Annotated in this window: 17 protein-coding genes; 4 read left to right on the top strand and 13 right to left on the bottom strand. The window is 59.1% G+C overall.

All coding sequences use genetic code 11. The features are described from left to right. The first annotated feature begins 171 nt into the window (after nt 1–171). Entirely contained in the window at nt 172–2,355 is a 2,184-nt protein-coding gene (gene fadB / locus AC6I7J_RS18025) for a fatty acid oxidation complex subunit alpha FadB (protein ID WP_498006331.1), read from the top strand. Between the two features lie 10 nt (nt 2,356–2,365). Continuing rightward, on the top strand, nt 2,366–3,529 hold the full coding sequence (gene fadA, locus AC6I7J_RS18030) for an acetyl-CoA C-acyltransferase FadA (RefSeq protein WP_498006333.1): 1,164 nt from the start codon (nt 2,366–2,368) through the stop codon (nt 3,527–3,529). 87 nt (nt 3,530–3,616) lie between these two features. On the opposite strand, the gene fre is transcribed toward fadA, so the two are convergent. From fre to pepE, 3 genes are all read right to left on the bottom strand, one after another. Beyond that, nucleotides 3,617–4,318 carry an NAD(P)H-flavin reductase gene (gene fre, locus AC6I7J_RS18035; RefSeq protein WP_021506940.1) on the bottom strand — a complete coding sequence of 234 codons (702 nt, stop codon included), beginning with the start codon at nt 4,316–4,318 and terminating at the stop codon, nt 3,617–3,619. Between the two features lie 31 nt (nt 4,319–4,349). Further along, complete coding sequence (ubiD, locus tag AC6I7J_RS18040) at nt 4,350–5,834, bottom strand: 4-hydroxy-3-polyprenylbenzoate decarboxylase (protein ID WP_021506941.1); 1,485 nt, start codon at nt 5,832–5,834, stop codon at nt 4,350–4,352. A gap of 73 nt (nt 5,835–5,907) precedes the next feature. Continuing rightward, nucleotides 5,908–6,639: a dipeptidase PepE gene (gene pepE, locus AC6I7J_RS18045; protein ID WP_058758126.1), complete on the bottom strand. Its 732-nt coding sequence runs from the start codon at nt 6,637–6,639 to the stop codon at nt 5,908–5,910. A 209-nt stretch (nt 6,640–6,848) separates the two neighbouring features. On the opposite strand from pepE, the gene rfaH reads away from it, so the two are divergent. Next, nucleotides 6,849–7,337: a transcription/translation regulatory transformer protein RfaH gene (gene rfaH / locus AC6I7J_RS18050; RefSeq protein WP_031279607.1), complete on the top strand. Its 489-nt coding sequence runs from the start codon at nt 6,849–6,851 to the stop codon at nt 7,335–7,337. Here the strand turns inward: rfaH and tatD are convergent. The 10 genes from tatD to udp all read right to left on the bottom strand — a co-directional run bounded on the left by tatD (nt 7,334) and on the right by udp (nt 16,720). Then, nucleotides 7,334–8,116, bottom strand: coding sequence for a 3'-5' ssDNA/RNA exonuclease TatD (gene tatD, locus AC6I7J_RS18055; RefSeq protein ID WP_058758125.1), 783 nt, complete (start codon nt 8,114–8,116; stop codon nt 7,334–7,336). The two genes, rfaH and tatD, sit on opposite strands and share 4 nt — an antisense overlap. Before the next feature lie 107 nt (nt 8,117–8,223). After that, nucleotides 8,224–8,985 (bottom strand): Sec-independent protein translocase subunit TatC, encoded by a 762-nt coding sequence (gene tatC / locus AC6I7J_RS18060; protein WP_021506945.1) that lies wholly within the window; start codon nt 8,983–8,985, stop codon nt 8,224–8,226. A 2-nt stretch (nt 8,986–8,987) separates the two neighbouring features. Further along, complete coding sequence (gene tatB, locus AC6I7J_RS18065; protein WP_260641717.1) at nt 8,988–9,515, bottom strand: Sec-independent protein translocase protein TatB; 528 nt, start codon at nt 9,513–9,515, stop codon at nt 8,988–8,990. Nucleotides 9,516–9,524: 9 nt separating this feature from the next. Next, nucleotides 9,525–9,767 (bottom strand): Sec-independent protein translocase subunit TatA, encoded by a 243-nt coding sequence (gene tatA / locus AC6I7J_RS18070; RefSeq protein WP_010618194.1) that lies wholly within the window; start codon nt 9,765–9,767, stop codon nt 9,525–9,527. Between the two features lie 110 nt (nt 9,768–9,877). Then, nucleotides 9,878–11,515, bottom strand: a complete 1,638-nt coding sequence (gene ubiB, locus AC6I7J_RS18075) for a ubiquinone biosynthesis regulatory protein kinase UbiB (protein WP_498006336.1) — start codon at nt 11,513–11,515, stop codon at nt 9,878–9,880. Further along, entirely contained in the window at nt 11,512–12,117 is a 606-nt protein-coding gene (gene ubiJ, locus AC6I7J_RS18080; RefSeq protein ID WP_498006338.1) for a ubiquinone biosynthesis protein UbiJ, read from the bottom strand. Before ubiJ ends, ubiB begins: the two co-directional genes overlap by 4 nt. A 6-nt stretch (nt 12,118–12,123) precedes the next feature. Further along, entirely contained in the window at nt 12,124–12,882 is a 759-nt protein-coding gene (ubiE, locus tag AC6I7J_RS18085; protein ID WP_021506949.1) for a bifunctional demethylmenaquinone methyltransferase/2-methoxy-6-polyprenyl-1,4-benzoquinol methylase UbiE, read from the bottom strand. A gap of 75 nt (nt 12,883–12,957) precedes the next feature. Beyond that, nucleotides 12,958–14,469 carry a DNA recombination protein RmuC gene (gene rmuC, locus AC6I7J_RS18090; protein WP_021506950.1) on the bottom strand — a complete coding sequence of 504 codons (1,512 nt, stop codon included), beginning with the start codon at nt 14,467–14,469 and terminating at the stop codon, nt 12,958–12,960. Nucleotides 14,470–14,586: 117 nt separating this feature from the next. Then, nucleotides 14,587–15,858: a tetratricopeptide repeat protein gene (locus AC6I7J_RS18095; protein ID WP_498006340.1), complete on the bottom strand. Its 1,272-nt coding sequence runs from the start codon at nt 15,856–15,858 to the stop codon at nt 14,587–14,589. Between the two features lie 100 nt (nt 15,859–15,958). Then, on the bottom strand, nt 15,959–16,720 hold the full coding sequence (gene udp, locus AC6I7J_RS18100) for a uridine phosphorylase (RefSeq protein WP_498006342.1): 762 nt from the start codon (nt 16,718–16,720) through the stop codon (nt 15,959–15,961). Nucleotides 16,721–17,021: 301 nt separating this feature from the next. On the opposite strand from udp, the gene AC6I7J_RS18105 reads away from it, so the two are divergent. After that, on the top strand, nt 17,022–17,861 hold the full coding sequence (locus AC6I7J_RS18105; RefSeq protein WP_021506953.1) for a dienelactone hydrolase family protein: 840 nt from the start codon (nt 17,022–17,024) through the stop codon (nt 17,859–17,861). Nucleotides 17,862–17,869 lie beyond the last annotated feature (8 nt).

Here is a 17,869-nt window from a genome sequence, read left to right on the forward strand (position 1 = left end):
TGTCGCGAAAGTGGCGGCAGTGTAGCACAGCCGCGCGGGGGATGCCGTGCTGCGCGCGCTGTGATCGCCGTATCAAATAAGCAAACTCTCGTTTGCAAAAAATTAACATGACACCCACACTCCTGATCATCTGGTATGACCAGATCACCTTTCGCGTTTCAGGAGACGGACATGCTCTACCAAGGCGATACCCTTTCAGTGCACTGGCTTGACGATGGCATCGCCGAGCTGGTTTTTGATGCGCCCGGTTCGGTGAACAAACTTGATACCAAAACCGTCGCCGCCTTAGGCGAGGCGCTGAGCGTACTGGAGCAGCAAAGCACGCTGCGCGGCCTGCTGCTCTCTTCCGCCAAACCGGCGTTTATTGTCGGGGCGGATATCACAGAATTCCTGTCGCTGTTTGATGCGCCCGCTGAGCAGCTTAGCCAGTGGCTGACATTCGCCAACAGCATCTTTAATCGTCTGGAAGATTTGCCGGTGCCAACCATCGCCGCCATCGACGGCTACGCGCTGGGCGGGGGCTGCGAGTGTGTGCTGGCGACCGACTTCCGCGTGGCCACGCCCACCGCGCGCATTGGCCTGCCGGAAACCAAACTCGGCATTATGCCGGGCTTCGGCGGCAGCGTGCGTCTGCCGCGCCTGCTCGGTGCCGACAGCGCGCTGGAGATCATCGCCGCCGGTAAAGATATTGATGGCGCGAGCGCGCTGAAGCTCGGTCTGGTGGATGCGGTGGTCAGCAGCGAGAAGCTGCGCAGCGCGGCGCTGACCATGCTGCAGGATGCCATAGCCCAGGGCAGCTGGCAGGCGCGTCGTGCGCCGAAGCTGGCACCGCTTAAGCTCAGTCCGATTGAAGCCGCGATGAGTTTTACCCTCGCCAAAAGCATGGTGCAGCAAACCGCCGGTAAACACTATCCAGCCCCGATCGCCGCGGTGCGAACCATCGAAGCGGCAGCGGGCTTAGGTCGTGATGATGCGCTGAAGCTGGAAACCGCTGCTTTTGTGCCGCTGGCGCAGAGTGATGTGGCACGCGCGCTGGTCGGCATCTTCCTCAATGACCAGTACGTAAAAGGCCTGGCGAAAAAACACAGCAGCGCGGCCGGCACGCCAGAGCAGGCGGCGGTACTCGGCGCAGGCATCATGGGCGGCGGGATCGCCTGGCAGTCGGCCTGGAAAGGCGTGCCGGTGAAGATGAAAGATATTAATCCGCAGGCGCTGACGCTGGGCATGAATGAAGCCAGTAAGCTGCTTAATAAGCAGCTGGAGCGCGGCAAAATCGATGGTACCAGGCTGGCGAGCGTGCTGGCGAGCATTCAGCCGACGCTGGATTACAGCGGCTTTGATCGCGCCGATGTGGTGGTCGAAGCGGTGGTCGAGAACCCGCAAATCAAAGCCAAAGTGCTGGCTGAAACCGAGCAGCAGCTGCGGGATGATGCCGTGCTGGCCTCGAATACCTCCACCATTCCAATCAGCCAGCTGGCGCAGGCGCTGCAGCGTCCGCAAAATTTCTGCGGCATGCACTTCTTCAATCCGGTGCCGCGTATGCCGCTGGTCGAAGTGATTCGCGGTGCGCAAACCTCTGAAGCCACCATCAGTAAAGTGGTGGCGTGGGCCAGCAAGATGGGCAAAACGCCGATTGTGGTGAATGACTGCCCCGGCTTCTTTGTGAACCGTGTGCTGTTCCCCTACTTTGCCGCCTTCAGCCTGCTACTGCGCGACGGCGCGGACTTCCGCCAGATCGATAAAGTGATGGAGAAGCAGTTTGGCTGGCCGATGGGGCCGGCGTGGCTGCTGGACGTGGTGGGCATTGATACCGCGCATCATGCGCAACAGGTGATGGCGCAGGGCTTCCCGTCGCGGATGCAGAAAGATTACCGCGATGCCATTGATGTGCTGTTTGAAGCCAAACGCTACGGCCAGAAAAATGGCCAGGGCTTTTATCGCTGGGAGCAGGACAAAAAAGGCAAAGCGCAGAAGCGCGCCGATGTAGAGGTCGATACGCTGCTGGAGCCGGTATGTGAACCGAAGCGGGTATTCAGCGATGAAGAGATCGCCAACCGCATGATGCTGCCGATGCTCAACGAAGTGGTGCGCTGCCTCGAAGAAAACATCATCGCTTCCCCCGCCGAGGCCGATATGGCGCTGGTGTACGGCTTAGGCTTCCCGCCGTTCCGCGGTGGCGCGTTCCGCTATATGGATACGCTGGGCATCAGCAATGTCGTCGATCAGGCCAAACGCTACCTCGCGCTCGGCCCGCTGTACGCGCTGCCTGAGCTGCTGGTTCAGAAAGCCCATCAGCATCAAAGCTGGTATCCCGTCGCCCAACCGATTGACGCAGCGGCGCTGCAAACTGCCTGAGGTAATGAACATGGAAAACGTAGTGATTGTTGATGCCGTGCGCACGCCGATGGGCCGTTCCAAAGGCGGCGCCTTTCGCCAGGTGCGCGCTGAGGATCTCTCCGCCCATCTGATGCGCGAACTCCTCAGCCGCAATCCGACCGTCGATGCCGCCGCGCTGGATGACATTATCTGGGGCTGCGTGCAGCAGACGCTGGAACAGGGCTTTAATATCGCCCGCAACGCCGCGCTGCTGGCGGAGATCCCGCATCGCGTGCCGGCCAGCACCGTCAATCGCCTGTGCGGCTCGTCCATGCAGGCCCTGCACGATGCGGCGCGCGCGATTATGGTCGGCGATGCCCACAGCTGTCTGATTGGCGGCGTGGAACATATGGGCCACGTACCGATGAACCACGGCGTGGATTTTCATCCCGGCCTGGGGCGCACCGTGGCGAAAGCGGCGGGCATGATGGGGCTGACCGCCGAGATGCTGGCGCGCATGCACCACATCAGCCGTGAACAGCAGGATGCCTTCGCGCTGCGTTCACACCAGCGCGCTGCGGCCGCCACTCAGCGCGGTGATTTCAAACGCGAAATCGTGCCGACCTACGGCCACGATGCCGATGGCGTGCTGAAACGCTATGACAGCGATGAAGTGATTCGCGAAGACACCAGCCTTGAAGGCTTAGCCGCGCTGCGTCCGGCGTTCGATCCGGTCAACGGCACGGTTACCGCCGGCAGTTCGTCGGCGCTGTCCGACGGCGCGGCCGCCATGCTGATCATGAGCGAAAGCCGCGCGCGCGAACTGGGGCTGTCGCCGCGCGCACGCATCCGCAGCATGGCGGTGGTTGGCTGCGATCCGTCGATCATGGGTTACGGTCCGGTACCGGCCAGTAAGCTGGCGCTGAAGCGCGCCGGGCTGAGCGTGCAGGATATCGATCTGTTCGAACTCAACGAAGCCTTCGCCGCGCAGACGCTGCCGTGCCTGAAAGATTTAGGACTGCTGGAGCAGCTGGATGAGAAAGTGAACCTTAACGGCGGCGCAATCGCACTCGGGCATCCGCTGGGATGTTCCGGCGCTCGTATCAGCACCACGTTGCTGAATCTGATGGAGCGACGCGATGCACAGTTTGGTCTGGCAACCATGTGCATTGGCTTAGGCCAGGGCATCGCGACGGTATTCGAACGGGTTTAATACGTTGACCACTACACTTGCACGTGTTCCCGCCCAACCGGGCGGGCTTTTTTTGCAGCGGCATGTGCATGCGCACCGCATCACACATCAGATAAAGGCAAACGCATCGCCATACATCTGCGCTTCTAACGCACCACGTTCGGCACAGAAGCGCTCGCGGGCAATTTTTGCCATCTCAAACCGGCCAGCAATATAGATATCGTGTCCGCTCAGGCTGGCATAATCCTGCATCACCGCGGTCAGCACCGTGCCGCTGCGCCCCTGCCAGTCCTCCGCCGGCTGCTCCACCACCGGAATCACTTTCAGGTTCGGATGCTTCACCGCCAGCGCATTGAGCTCATCCAGATCGTACAGATGTCTCAGCTCGCGGCCGCCCCAGTAGATAGCGATGTCGCGATCCGGCTGCTGCGCCAGCGCGGTCAGCAGAATCGAACGCGCATAGGAGAAGCCAGTGCCGCCGGCAATCAGCACAATCGGCCGCGCGCTGTCTTCACGCAGCCAGGCGTCGCCGTGCGGCATATCCACGGTGATCTGCCGATCATTTTTGATGCGATCCATCACCGCCATGGCGTACAGGTTCAGCTCTGAGGCACCAATGTGCAGCTCAATGATGTCCTTTTCCATTGGCGTCGATGCCAGCGAAAACGGGCGCTTGTCGCGCTCATCCATCACCACCATCAGATACTGGCCGGCGCGGAAGCTAAAATCCGCCGCCGGAATTAACCGCACGCGGTAAACCGTGTCCGTAATTGCTTCAACCGAAGTCACTTTGCAGCTTAACGTCGTCATAGGTGCCCTTTTTTATGGTTCTCAGCCGCCATCAGCGCTGCGGCGGCTCGGCAAAGATCGCTAACTCATCCCAGATTGCATCAATACGCGCCGTAACCGCAGGATCTTTCACAATCGGCGTCCCCCATTCACGCTGGGTTTCACCCGGCCACTTGTTGGTGGCATCCAGTCCCATCTTCGAGCCAAGTCCGGAAACCGGCGAAGCGAAGTCGAGATAGTCAATTGGCGTGTTTTCTACCAGTACCGTATCGCGCGCCGGATCCATCCGCGTGGTGATGGCCCAAATCACGTCGTTCCAGTCACGCGCGTTGACGTCATCGTCACACACAATCACAAACTTGGTGTACATAAACTGGCGCAGGAACGACCACACGCCGAACATCACGCGCTTGGCGTGACCGGCATACTGTTTTTTAATCGTCACTACCGCGAGGCGATAAGAGCAGCCTTCCGGCGGCAGATAGAAATCCACAATCTCCGGGAACTGTTTGATCAGAATCGGCACCAGCACTTCGTTCAGCGCCACGCCCAGTACCGCGGGCTCATCCGGCGGACGGCCGGTGTAGGTGGAGTGGTAAATCGGGTTGCGCCGCTGGGTCACGTGCGTCACGGTAAACACCGGGAAGCTGTCTACTTCATTGTAGTAGCCGGTGTGATCGCCGTACGGCCCTTCCGGCGCCATGTCGCCCGGTTCGATGTAGCCTTCCAGCACGATTTCGGCGCTGGCCGGCACTTCCAGATCGTTCGAGACGCACTTCACCACCTCGGTTTTGTTGCCGCGCAGCAGACCGGCAAACGCATATTCCGATAGCGTATCCGGCACCGGCGTGACCGCACCAAGAATGGTGGCCGGATCGGCGCCCAGCGCTACCGCCACCGGGAAGCGTTCACCGGGATGCGCTTTGCACCACTCCTGGAAATCCAGCGCGCCACCGCGATGCGACAGCCAGCGCATGATCACACGGTTTTTACCAATCACCTGCTGACGATAAATGCCGAGATTCTGCCGCTCTTTATGCGGTCCACGCGAGACGGTTAAACCCCAGGTAATCAGCGGCGCCGCATCGCCCGGCCAGCATTTCATGACCGGGATGCGCGCCAGATCGACCTCGTCACCGCTGAAAATCTCTTCCTGACACGGCGCATTACGCAGCCGTTTGGTCGGCATATTCAGCACCTGTTTGAACTGCGGCATCTTATCGAACAGATCGCGGAAGCCCTTCGGCGGCTCCGGCTCTTTCAGAAACGCCAGCAGCTTACCCACTTCGCGCAGCGCGCTGACCTCTTCCTGGCCCATACCCATGGCCACGCGCTTCGGCGTGCCAAACAGGTTGCACAGCACCGGCATGCTGTAGCCCTTCGGGTTTTCGAACAGCAGCGCCGGGCCACCGGCCCGCAGCGTGCGGTCGGCGATTTCGGTCATCTCGAGGACAGGATCGATCTCCTGAGTGATGCGCTTTAACTCGCCGCGCTGTTCCAGCAGCGCGAGAAAGTCTCGTAAATCCTGATATTTCATGCGGCGTTAGTCTTCCGGCCAGAGTGAAGCGTCATTATAAGTTTGTTCACGCCAGCGTGTTTGAGTTTCTGCGTCAGGCGGGCTGACAGGAAAAGGGTACCAGCGACTGCAGGGCCAGCACATCGTGATAAGCGGCAATCGCTTCACCGTGACGGAACACTTTGAAATCTTCACCGCGCGCGCTGTAGTAGCGCAGACGGTTCTCACTGACGTGCAGGAAGCTGGCTTCCCGCAGCGCAATCACCGACTCCTGCGGATTCACCGCGCAGAACTCGGCCAGACGCTCATCACGGGTTTCGCCCATGTGGCCGCTGACGTGCGCATCAAGATAGTGAGGATTGATTTGCACCGGGAACAGCCCCAGCGCAGGCAGCACCACGCTGCTGCGTACCGGCATATCATTGGTGGTGCGAATCGACGGTGTCGCCACGTTGCAGCCCGCGCTCCAGCCAACGTAAGGGACATCGCGCTCGCGCACTGCGCGCTGAATCGCCACGATCAGCCCCTGCTCGTGCAGCATCTGGTTCAGCAGCCAGGTATTGCCGCCGCTCACCAGAATCAGCTCCGCCTGCTCAATGGCCGCAACCGGTGTCTCGAACTCGTGTACCGTGCGCACCGGAATGCCCAGTGACTGAGACAACGCCTGCGCACGCTGGGCGTGATCGTCACGAATAATGGCGTAGGGCACCAGCACCGCCGAGGTGATGCCGCGCTGGGCAATCATCGCGTGCAGCTGCGGATGCGCATAGCTCAGCAGCGGCGCATCGTCGGCCACTTTGCCATTACTCAGTAAAAACAGTTCCATCAGCCCGTCCTTTTTCTTCGTCTAATGGGTTGGCAGTCTGATACAGATGATCGCCAGACGTCAATTTTCTTGCTGAAAAGCGTTAGTTCGCCGCACCAATCGGAAAATTCGTAGAGATTTTTCTTGTGTGACCGGGTTTCCGGCCGCCGATGCGCTATAACTCTGACAACAGGTTTGTTATTCTTAGCGTCCATTATTTGGGAGCAGTTATGGAATCCTGGTACTTACTCTATTGCAAACGTGGTCAGCTGTTGCGCGCGAAGGAGCATCTTGAGCGGCAGGAGGTGAATTGCCTCAGCCCGATGATCGCTCTGGAGAAGATTGTGCGCGGCAAACGCACCACCGTGAGTGAGCCGCTGTTTCCCAACTATCTGTTTATCGAATTCGATCCGGAAGCGATTCACACCACCACCATCAGCAGCACGCGCGGCGTCAGCCACTTTGTGCGCTTTGGTGCCATGCCCGCCACGGTGCCGTATGAAGTCATCGAAGCGCTGCAAACCGATGCGCCGCAGATCCTGCTGGATCCGGAAACGCCGCAGGTTGGTGATGAAGTGCTGATCACCGACGGCACCTTTGAAGGGCTGCGCGCTATCTTTGCCGAGCCCGATGGTGAAACCCGCTCAATCCTGCTGCTTAACCTGCTGAATAAACAGGTGATGCGCAGCGTGGACAACAAGCAGTTCCGTAAGGTTTAAGCCAGTCTGAATAGCTGACGTGCGTTGTGGTCGACGCGTGCCGCCAGTGCGTCTGGCTGTTCACCACGCCAGTGCGCCACCTGCTGAACGATATGCGGCAGAAAGCAGGGTTCGTTACGGCGCGAGGTCGGACGCGGTCGCATATCGCGCGGCAGCAGATAGGGCGCGTCCGTCTCCAGCAGCAGACGATCTGCCGGAATCAGCGGCAGCATGTCACGCAGTGCCATTCCGCGCCGTTCATCGCACACCCAGCCGGTAATGCCCACCGATAAACCCAGCGCCAGGCAGGCTTCCAGCTCGTCACGCGTGCCGGTAAAACAGTGCACCACCGCGCCCACCAGTTTCGGCAGCCACGGCTGCAGCACCGCCAGAAAACGTTCATGCGCCTCACGACAGTGTAAAAACACCGGCAGCTGCAGTTCTGCCGCCAGCTGGAGCTGCGCATCAAACGCGTACTCCTGCTGCTCGTGCGCGGAAAGATTACGGTTGAAGTCGAGTCCGCATTCACCAATCGCCACCACCTGCTCGCTGTCAGCCAGGCGGCGCAGCGTACTGGCGGTTTCCGCCGACCACTCGCTGGCATGATGCGGGTGCACGCCGGCGGTCGACCAGCAGTAGCCCGCGTGCCGGGTCGCCAGCTGACGCGCCTGCTGGCTCTCCAGGGCATTGGTGCCGGTGATTAACAGGCCGGTGACGCCTGCTTCGCGCGCGCGTTTTACCACCTGATCGCGATCTTTTGCGAATTGCGTGCTGGTCAGGTTTACACCGATATCAAACATGTTTGCTCCCCATTCCGTCTTCAAGCGACGGATAGAAAAACCGCCCGGCAGGCGGGCGGTTAAGATTCATCATCACCCCATCAGCGGGATGCCCTGCATAAAAGACATCAGGCGTCGGGGTTCTGTTCCTCATCGTCTGCCGCCTGACGTCCTTTACCCACATAGTAGCGGGAGAAGAATACGCCGACTTCAAACAGGCAGTACATCGGAATAGCGAGCAAAGTTTGCGAGAAAACGTCCGGCGGTGTGAGCAACATCCCAACCACAAACGCGCCGACCAGAATATACGGCCGTTTCTTTTTCAGATCGTCCGGGCTGGTAATGCCGGTCCAGCACAGCAGCACGATGGCAATCGGTACCTCAAACGCCACGCCAAACGCCATGAACAGCGTCATGACAAAGTCGAGGTAGTTGGTGATGTCCGTGGCGATGGTGACGCCCTGCGGCGCGGTTTTGGCGAAGAAGCCAAATGCCAGCGGGAACACAATGAAGTAGGCAAAGGCCACGCCGACATAAAACAGCAGCGTACTGGAGAACAGCAGCGGCATCACCAGGCGGCGCTCATGGCGATACAGCGCGGGGGCGACAAACGCCCAGACCTGATAAAGAATCACCGGCACCGCAAGAAATACCGACACAATGATGGTCAGTTTGATCGGCGTAAAGAACGGTGAGGCCACGTCGGTGGCGATCATGCTGGCGCCGGCGGGCATCTGGCTAATCAGCGGCGCTGCCACCGCGTGATAGATGTCGTTGGCGAAGTAAACCAGACACAGGAAGATAACAAACACCGCGATGATGCAGTTCAGCAGACGCTTGCGCAGCTCAATCAGGTGGCTGATGAGCGGTTGGGTATCTTCAACGGCCATGTTTATCGTTCATCTTTTACGGGAGGAGTGGTCGCAGACGCGACGGAATCGGTGTGGCTGGTGGCTGGTGCAGGCTGCGGCGCCTGCGCCGGGGCGCTGGCCTGATGTGCCGCGCTGGCCGGCGTCACGACGCTGTGCGGCTCAGCGGGCTGCGGTGCGGCAGCGGGCTGTGGCGCGGCAGCGGGCGGCTGATGAATGGTGTTGGCTTCATCTTCCGCTTTTTCGATATCGATGCTCTGCTGCACCGAGCGCTTCATGGAGTCCGCAGTTTTACGCAGCTCTTCCATGGATTGCTTCAGCTCCGGCGACAGCGTGCCGCGTCCTGCCTCTTCGACCTTTTTCAGGCTGTCCTGCAGCTCCTGCAGTTTCAGCTCCTGGGCCAGTTCGTTCTGCACATTAGCAGCCAGCGAGCGAATGGCCCGGATCCAGCCAACGACGGTTTTCACCGCAACCGGTAAGCGCTGCGGGCCCAGTACAATCAGCCCGATCACGAACACCAATACCAGTTCACTAAAACCAATATCGAACACAGTTTTACCTTACTTGTCCCGGGCGTCGTCTTTGCTCGCCGGGGTGTGCTGTTTGTCTGCCAGTTTGGCGTTGAAGTCAGCGTCCTGCTCTTTCGGTTGATCCTTTTTCTCGTCTTCATCGCTCATGGCTTTTTTGAAGCCGCGAATGGAAGAGCCTAAATCCGAACCCAGGTTACGAAGCTTATTGGTACCGAACAGAAGTACAACAATGACGGCAATGATTAACAATTGCCAAATACTGATACCGCCCATGAGATATGCCTCTAATATTCTGTGAAAAACGGTTAACTGTAACGCACAGAAAGTCCGTTTTTACCCGGACTTAAGCCTGCGACATTACGCGATTTGCACCAGGCAGACAATCAGTTTGTCTTGCGCCAGCCGATGAGCCAGGTGACGATGCCGGCGGCCATTAACAGCGCCGGGAAGAAGTCCCAGTCAGGCCGGCTCAACAGCACGGCGGTGCCACTTAATAACAGTGTAGCCCCGACGCCAAACAGATAACGTGCCTGATGATGACGGGTGCGCTGCGCGTTCAAATCGGTGACGAGTTTATCGACACTGTGCTGCAATAACTTGTGCTGGCGCATACTGTCGTAAAAAAGCTCCGGCAGCTCCGGCAGTTTCTCCGCCCAGAACGGCGCCTTCTCTTTCACCGCCCGCAGGATGGCCGGAATGCCGATCTGATCCTTAATCCAGTCCTCCAGGAACGGCTTGGCGGTTTTCCACAGATCGAGCTGCGGATAGAGCTGACGGCCGATGCCCTCGATGTACAGCAGGGTTTTCTGCAGCAGCACCAGCTGCGGCTGCACTTCCATATTGAAACGGCGCGCGGTGTTGAACAGATTGAGCAGCACGTGACCAAAGGAGATTTCCGCCAGCGGCTTTTCGAAAATCGGCTCGCACACGGTACGGATCGCGAACTCAAAATCTTCCACGTTGGTATCCGGCGGTACCCAGCCCGAGTCGACGTGCAGCTCGGCCACTTTGCGGTAGTCGCGGTTGAAGAAGGCGATGAAGTTTTCCGCCAGGTAGCGCTTATCTTCTTTGTTCAGCGAGCCAACGATGCCGCAGTCGATGCCGATATACTGCGGATCTTCCGGATGCTCGTAGCTGACGAAGATGTTGCCGGGATGCATATCGGCGTGGAAGAAGCTGTCACGGAATACCTGGGTGAAGAACACCTGCACGCCGCGTTCGGCCAGCAGCTTCATGTTGACGCCGTGCTGCTCCAGCGTGGCGACGTCGGAGATAGGAATGCCGTAAATGCGCTCCATTACCAGCATGGTTTCGCTGCAGTAGTCGGAGAACACTTCCGGCACGTACAGCATGCGGCTCTGGTCAAAGTTGCGACGCAGCTGAATCGCATTGGCGGCTTCACGCAGCAGATTGAGTTCATCAATCAGCGTTTTTTCGTAGTCGCGCACCACTTCCATCGGGCGCAGACGGCGACCGTCCGGCAGCAGACGTGGCACCCAGCGCGCCAGGCGGTAAATCAGCTTCATGTCAGCTTTGATCACCGGCAGGATATCCGGGCGAATCACTTTGATCACCACTTCGCGGCCGTTGGATTTCAGCGCCGCGGTATGCACCTGGGCGATCGAAGCCGATGCCAGCGGTTTGATATCGAAGTCGTCGAACCAGGTTTCCACCGGGCCGCCAATCGAACGCTCAATCTGCGCTTTGGCTTTCACGCCGTCGAACGGTGCCACGCGGTCCTGCAGAATCGCCAGCTCATCGGCAATTTTCGGCGGGAACAGGTCGCGCCGCGTCGAGAGCATCTGACCGAACTTGATCCAAACCGGACCGAGCTGCTCCATGGCCAGACGCAGACGGATGCCCATCTCGGCTTCTTTGTGCCGGTTGGGGATCCAGAAAACACAGCGCCGCCACAGCCGCAGCGGCAGCGTAATGCGCATATGCGGAATAAGTTCATCCAGCCCGTAGGTCAGAAAAACTTTGATAATGAAGTATAAGCGCCGAATTTCTCCCAGCGTCATTTCGCCTCCAGCTGTGCCAAACGCGCCTCAAACGCATTAAGCGCACGTTCCATCGCTTCTACCTCCTCACAAAACCACGCCTGCTCCAGCGCCCCCGGTGCCACGCGCCACTCTTCGGTCAGCACCTGCCCCAGATAATCCTGACGGCGGGTGACCTGCTGTCTGAGCTGGGCCAGCGCACGCTGAGCGGCCTGGCTGATGCCCTGTGCCACGACGTCGCCCACCCACGGCGCGAGATATTCCGCCGGGTCGAGTTCAGCCAGATCCATCAGTGCGGAGAATTGCTGTACCACCTGCAGATCGCCTTCCACGTCCAGCTCACCGCTGCGAATCAGGCTGGTCAGCTGCTGACGATCGCGCAGCTTAGGCAGCGTGCTGAAACGCAGGCTGACGCTGCAGTCGCTGCGGTCCTGCCAGTCACTCAGCACATCCAGCTGGTTTTCACTGAACACCAGCACCAGCGGAAAATCCAGCTCCTGCAGGCGCAGCAGCAGGACTTTGCCGGCCAGACGCTGGCGTGCGGTTTTCAGGCTGCGATCGCGGTACAACACACGGTTCAGGGCGGTCTCAAGACCGCCGGTGATGAGAGGGGTAAAAGTCATGATTAATCAGAACTTAAAGCCACGATGCAGCGCCACAATGCCGCCGGTCATGTTGTAGTAGCTGGTATTTTCAAAGCCAGCGTCGTTCATCATCGCCTTCAGGGTTTCCTGATCCGGATGCATACGAATCGACTCCGCCAGGTAGCGATAGCTCTCCGCGTCTTTTGCCACCAGCTGGCCGATGCGCGGCAGAATGTGGAAAGAGTAAGTGTCGTAGGCTTTGCTCAGCGGATCGAAAACCGGTTTAGAGAACTCCAGCACCAGCAGACGGCCGCCCGGCTTGAGCACGCGGAACATCGACGCCAGCGCCTTCTCTTTTTCGGTCACGTTACGCAGGCCGAAGGAGATGGTGATGCAGTCGAAGTAGTTATCCGGGAACGGCAGCGCTTCTGCGTTAGCCTGCACGTAGCTGACGTTGCCGGTTACGCCGAGATTGCGCAGCTTTTCGCGTCCCATCTTCAGCATCGAGCTGTTGATGTCCGCCAGCACCACCTGACCGGTTTCACCGACCAGGCGCGAGAATTTTGCCGTCAGATCGCCGGTACCGCCAGCCAGATCCAGGACGCGCTGACCGCGGCGCACGCCGCTGCTGTCGATGGTAAAACGCTTCCAGACGCGATGGATGCCGAACGACATCAGATCGTTCATCAGGTCATATTTCGCCGCGACGGAGTGAAACACGTCCGCGACTTTATCGGCCTTTTCACTTTTGGCGACGGTCTGAAAGCCAAAATGGGTAGTTTCCTGCTGTGATTCATCTGCCATCGGTTTTACCTGTTCCACAAATAATACTTCCCGAAGTGTATCAGAGTCGGGCGATCCGAGCACGCCACCGGCGTGTTATTCGTTGATGCGGCGCAGGGAAGCGGCGGAAGAATCTGCCGCATTTTCAGCGGGCTCGCTGTCATCGGCCCATGTATCATCCGCCGCGTCGGGCTGCGCCTGCTCTGCCAGTTGCGGGTTGATGGGCCGTTTGATCTCTACGCCAAGCGCACGAAACGACTCGCTCTGGGCGATCAGGTTGCCGCGCCCCTGCGCCAGCTTTTTCATCGCCAGCTGATAACTCTGCTGCGCTTTGTCGAGGCTATGCCCGATGCCGCTCATGTCATCGACAAACAGCCGCATCTTGTCGTACAAGCGCGCAGCGCGGTCTGCGATGCGCTGGGCATTACGGCTCTGATGCTCATAGCGCCACAGATTATTGATGGTGCGCAGCGCCACCAGCAGCGTGGTCGGGCTGACCAGCATAATGTTTTGCTGCAGCGCTTCGCTGATCAGCTCCGGCTGACGGTCGATCGCCAGCAGAAACGCCGGTTCGACCGGAATAAACATCAGCACATAATCCAGCGAGCGTAAACCGGGCAATTGTTGATAATCTTTACGCCCCAGCAGCCGGATATGGCCGCGCACCGCGTTGATATGCTCCTGAATCGCCTGTTCGCGCGTCAGTTCGTCGTCGGCGTTGAAGTAGCGCTCATAGGCAATCAGCGTCATTTTGGCGTCAATTACCACATCTTTACCCTGCGGCAGACGCACAATCACATCCGGTTGCATACGGCCCTGCTGCTCCAGTTGCACGCTGACCTGGGTCTGGTACTCGTAGCCTTCGCGCAGGCCTGAGGCCTCCAGCACCCGGCTGAGCACCACTTCGCCCCAGTTGCCCTGAATTTTGTTGTCGCCCTTCAGCGCTTTGGTGAGGTTGATCGCTTCCTGCGCCATCTGCGCGTTGAGCTGCTGCAACTGGCGAATCTCGTGCGCCAGCGTGTGGCGTTCACGCGCTTCCTGGCCGAAGCTATCGTTGACCTGGCGGCGGAAGCCGTCCAGCTGTTCGCGCAGCGGGCCGATCAGGCTGTTGAGGCTCTGCCGGTTCTGCTCGTCGACGCGTTTTCCGCTGTTTTCGAAGATTCGGTTGGCGAGGTTTTCAAACTGCGCACTCAGGCGCTGTTCGCTGTTGGTCAGCAGACGCTGCTTCTCCTCAGCGGCGAAACGCGTCTCTTCTAATCGAATGGTGACTTCCCGCAGTTCGGCTTCCTGCGCGCTGTTAACTTCCAGCTGATTGCGCAGCTCGCGGCTGAGCTGTTCACTCTCGGCCCGCCAGTAATCCAGCTGCTGCAGGCGCTCCTGCGCGCCGCTTAGCGTGCCGTGAAGCTGGCGCAGCTCCTGTTCGCGCTGCTGCAGTTGCTGTTGCAGCTGTTCCAGCTGCTGCTGCTGACGCTGCTGCGCCTGTTCCAGCAGGCGGCGTTCGGTGGTGAAGCTGGCGTGCTGATGGCCGGCGCGCAGCTGGGCAATAATCCAGCCAATGCCCAAACCGGCCAGCGCCAGCGCGCCGCTGATGATAAGTTGCTGATCCATAATCCCCCCGCGGATCGTCTCGCTGAGGAGAAGGTAGAGCGCCACTGTATGAATGTCCAGAACATTCATGGCAACCCGCGGATTTTATCGCGGGCGCGATGGGCATCGTCCGGGCCACTACAGGGCGCGCACGGTCAGGTCGCCCGCTTTCCAGGCGTCGATCAGGAAAAACGGCATCGGCAGCACCCATTCACTGTCGCTTTTCACCTTCGCCGGATAGCACCAGCTGTTGCCGCCGTAAGTCAGCTCCACCTGCTGCTGGCCATTTTCGGCGTTGGCCACTTTGCCGGCCATGCTGGCGAAACCGGCGTTGCTGCCGACGTGGAAGCTGTCGGTCTGCCAGCGAATCGGCGCATGCGCCGGCCACGGCTGCGCGTGGTGGAAGTGAAAGATATCGTCGTGATTGAGGATGCTGTCGCGTACCGTGGGCCACAGCGCTACCTTGAGGAAGTACTGGTCGGTAAAGCGCTCGCTGCCGTCATACTGCGCGATAAAGTCGCGCATCTGCTGTTCCACGTTGTGAAACACGCCGTGACAGCCGCTCCACATGCCGGCCAGTAACAGCTCGGTGTGCGAGTAATAATCGCGCATGTGGTGGAACCAGAATGGCGAAGCCAGCCAGGCATCGACGGCCGCCACTTCGCGCTCTGACAGCAGCGAATCCGCATCGCGCACGATGTAGCGTTTTACGCTGGCATCGTCCATCACCAGAAAGCGCCACAGCGTAGGGAAAATGGTTTTCTCCTGCGACATATCCACCAGCTGGGTGTTTGGCTGGGTCAGGCGCTGCCACACGTGCTGCGGCACGCTATCGTCGAGATAGATGCGACACATCCAGTCCGGATAGAGCTCGCGCGCCACCTCAACGTTTTTAATCAGGGTTTCGCAGTAGCGCGGCTGACCGCCGTACAGGCTGAAGGAGATGATATTTTCTGCCGGATTGCTGCGGTTAATCGGCGCAGGCGCCGGTGCGGGAAAAGTCGCTTTCGCGCCCTGACTGAAACGCATGTCGGATTGGGTGAGCGATTCGAGGCCATAACGCGCCACTTCATCTGTCTTACCCAGCCAGCCACACACTTCCGTCAGGCCATCCAGCCAGGTTTCCGACGCCTGCGCGCGCTGCGCCGCCGGTGCCTGATAGATTTTCTGGTAAATCTTGTAGGATTTTTTATGTTCGCCGACGCGCATCAGCGTCAGCGCGTAGTCGCTGAGCACCTGCATCTGGTTAGGCATGACGCGCAGCACTTCTTCGCAGCACTGGCGCGCCAGAGGATAATCTGACGCGGCCATTGCCTGACGAAACCGCGCGGCGGCACTCTCAATGCGGGCCTGCATTGCAGCAGGGCGGCTGGTAAAACCCGGACGTGGGACAGAGATCGTTTTGCGCATAGGAAATTTCTCAGAATCGGCTGAAATTGCGCGCATTCTAATCAGGCAATTGCTGAGCTCCCTATAAGCCTGGTCTCGAAATCATTCCCTGACTGGCGCGCTAAAGTAAGCGACGCGCGGCATCCACCACAATTTTGACCGCATCGCTTTCTGTCTGCTTCATAGTGGCCGCATCCGGGATCTCTTTTTGCGTGCGATTCACGATGACGCCAGCCACCATGCCGGCACGCAGTCCCTGACTGGCGCACATGGTTAACAGTGTAGCGGATTCCATCTCATAGTTAAGCACGCCCATTTGCTGCCACTCTTTCATCGAGCCCTGGAAGCGGCTCACTACGCGTCCGGAGAAGGTGTCGTAGCGCTCCTGGCCAGGATAGAAGGTGTCTGACGAGGCAGTGACACCAATATGCGTGGTCGCACCGCAGGCTTCTGCCGCGGCCACCAGCGCGGTGGTGCAGGCGAAATCAGCTACCGCCGGGAATTCCATCGGTGCAAAGTGCAGGCTGGCACCGTCCAGACGGACCGAGGCGGTGGTCACCAGCACATCACCCACGTTGATGTGTGGCTGAATCGCGCCGGTGGTACCCACACGCAGGAAGGTACGCACGCCCAGCTGCGCCAGCTCTTCAACGGCGATAGAGGTGGACGGACCGCCGATGCCGGTGGAACAGACGACCACCGCTTTGCCGTCGATCTCCGCCAGCCAGGTGGTGAATTCACGATGCGACGCGAGGTGCTGTGGATTCTTCATCAGCGCTGCGATTTTCTTCACGCGCTCCGGATCGCCAGGAACAATCGCCAGCGTGGCTCCTTTCAAATCGGCTTTGGTGATGCCAAGGTGGAAAACGTCAGACTGGGCCATATCAGACTCCTGGAAGATAAGGGGGAATAAGCGCGCCACTTTACGTCAGCGGCCCGGATAAATATGTGACTGAATTCACTATCAATAATGAAAGTTACATTGAACTAAAGATATTGTGTGACTCCAATCACATATTAGCGGTCTGCTGCGCTGAATTGCTACAAGCGGTGCTGTGTAACCGTAAAAGGCAGTGTTAATAGAGAAGCAGATCAGGTTAACCATCCCCCGTACCCTACGCCAGCCTTGCCGTAAGGCCAGGCTATAGTTACGTGATTGCGCACTTGCTAGCACGGAGAGAACCATGAAAACCGAAGACAATATGGCACAAAAATCCGCCACCGACGGCTTTGCGCCAGCGGTGCAGCCCACCGCAGCCAGCACCATCATTACCGCCAGCGACGCCATTCACGCGGGCGAGACGTCCGTGCCGAGCCAGGGTGAGAACCTGCCGGCTTATTATGCTCGTCCGCAACAGTTTAGCGGCACGCTGCCGGTCGTGCTGGTGGTGCAGGAAATTTTCGGCGTGCACGAGCACATCCGCGATCTGTGCCGCCGTCTGGCACTGGAAGGCTATCTCGCCGTGGCGCCGGAGCTCTATTTCCGCGAAGGCGATCCCAACGATTACAACGATATCCCCACCCTGTTCAAAGAGCTGGTGAGCAAAGTGCCGGATTCGCAGGTACTGTCGGATCTCGACCACGTGGCCAACTGGGCGGCGCGCCACGGCGGCGATATCCGTCGTCTGGCGATCACCGGTTTCTGCTGGGGCGGTCGCATCAGCTGGCTGTTTGCCGCCCATAATCCGCAGGTGCGCGCCGCCGCCGCCTGGTACGGTCGCCTGGAGGGCGAGAAAACGCTGAAGCAGCAGAAACATCCTATTGATATTGCAGTAGATTTGAATGCACCGGTGCTGGGCCTGTATGGCGGCCAGGATGAAAGCATTCCACTGGAAAGTATCGATAAGATGCGCCAGGCCCTGCACGCGGCCAATGCCAAAGCCGAGATTGTGGTGTATCCGGAAGCTGGCCACGCCTTTAACGCCGACTATCGTCCGAGCTACCACGCCGATTCCGCACAGGATGGCTGGCAGCGCATGCTGGCGTGGTTTAAGCAGTATGGCGTCGCGCCAAACGCGGAATAAAAAAAGGG

The sequence above is a fragment of the Type-C symbiont of Plautia stali genome, from assembly GCF_059730935.1.

What these genes read in the sequence shown, in the direction of transcription:
- tatD (WP_058758125.1), bottom strand. Translation starts at nt 8,116, where the DNA reads ATGTTTGATATCGGTGTAAACCTGACCAGCACGCAATTCGCAAAAGAT.
- fadB (WP_498006331.1), top strand. Translation starts at nt 172, where the DNA reads ATGCTCTACCAAGGCGATACCCTTTCAGTGCACTGGCTTGACGATGGC.
- AC6I7J_RS18095 (WP_498006340.1), bottom strand. Translation starts at nt 15,858, where the DNA reads ATGCGCAAAACGATCTCTGTCCCACGTCCGGGTTTTACCAGCCGCCCT.
- fre (WP_021506940.1), bottom strand. Translation starts at nt 4,318, where the DNA reads ATGACGACGTTAAGCTGCAAAGTGACTTCGGTTGAAGCAATTACGGAC.
- rmuC (WP_021506950.1), bottom strand. Translation starts at nt 14,469, where the DNA reads ATGGATCAGCAACTTATCATCAGCGGCGCGCTGGCGCTGGCCGGTTTG.
- udp (WP_498006342.1), bottom strand. Translation starts at nt 16,720, where the DNA reads ATGGCCCAGTCTGACGTTTTCCACCTTGGCATCACCAAAGCCGATTTG.
- ubiB (WP_498006336.1), bottom strand. Translation starts at nt 11,515, where the DNA reads ATGACGCTGGGAGAAATTCGGCGCTTATACTTCATTATCAAAGTTTTT.
- ubiD (WP_021506941.1), bottom strand. Translation starts at nt 5,834, where the DNA reads ATGAAATATCAGGATTTACGAGACTTTCTCGCGCTGCTGGAACAGCGC.
- AC6I7J_RS18105 (WP_021506953.1), top strand. Translation starts at nt 17,022, where the DNA reads ATGAAAACCGAAGACAATATGGCACAAAAATCCGCCACCGACGGCTTT.
- pepE (WP_058758126.1), bottom strand. Translation starts at nt 6,639, where the DNA reads ATGGAACTGTTTTTACTGAGTAATGGCAAAGTGGCCGACGATGCGCCG.
- rfaH (WP_031279607.1), top strand. Translation starts at nt 6,849, where the DNA reads ATGGAATCCTGGTACTTACTCTATTGCAAACGTGGTCAGCTGTTGCGC.
- ubiE (WP_021506949.1), bottom strand. Translation starts at nt 12,882, where the DNA reads ATGGCAGATGAATCACAGCAGGAAACTACCCATTTTGGCTTTCAGACC.
- fadA (WP_498006333.1), top strand. Translation starts at nt 2,366, where the DNA reads ATGGAAAACGTAGTGATTGTTGATGCCGTGCGCACGCCGATGGGCCGT.
- ubiJ (WP_498006338.1), bottom strand. Translation starts at nt 12,117, where the DNA reads ATGACTTTTACCCCTCTCATCACCGGCGGTCTTGAGACCGCCCTGAAC.
- tatC (WP_021506945.1), bottom strand. Translation starts at nt 8,985, where the DNA reads ATGGCCGTTGAAGATACCCAACCGCTCATCAGCCACCTGATTGAGCTG.
- tatA (WP_010618194.1), bottom strand. Translation starts at nt 9,767, where the DNA reads ATGGGCGGTATCAGTATTTGGCAATTGTTAATCATTGCCGTCATTGTT.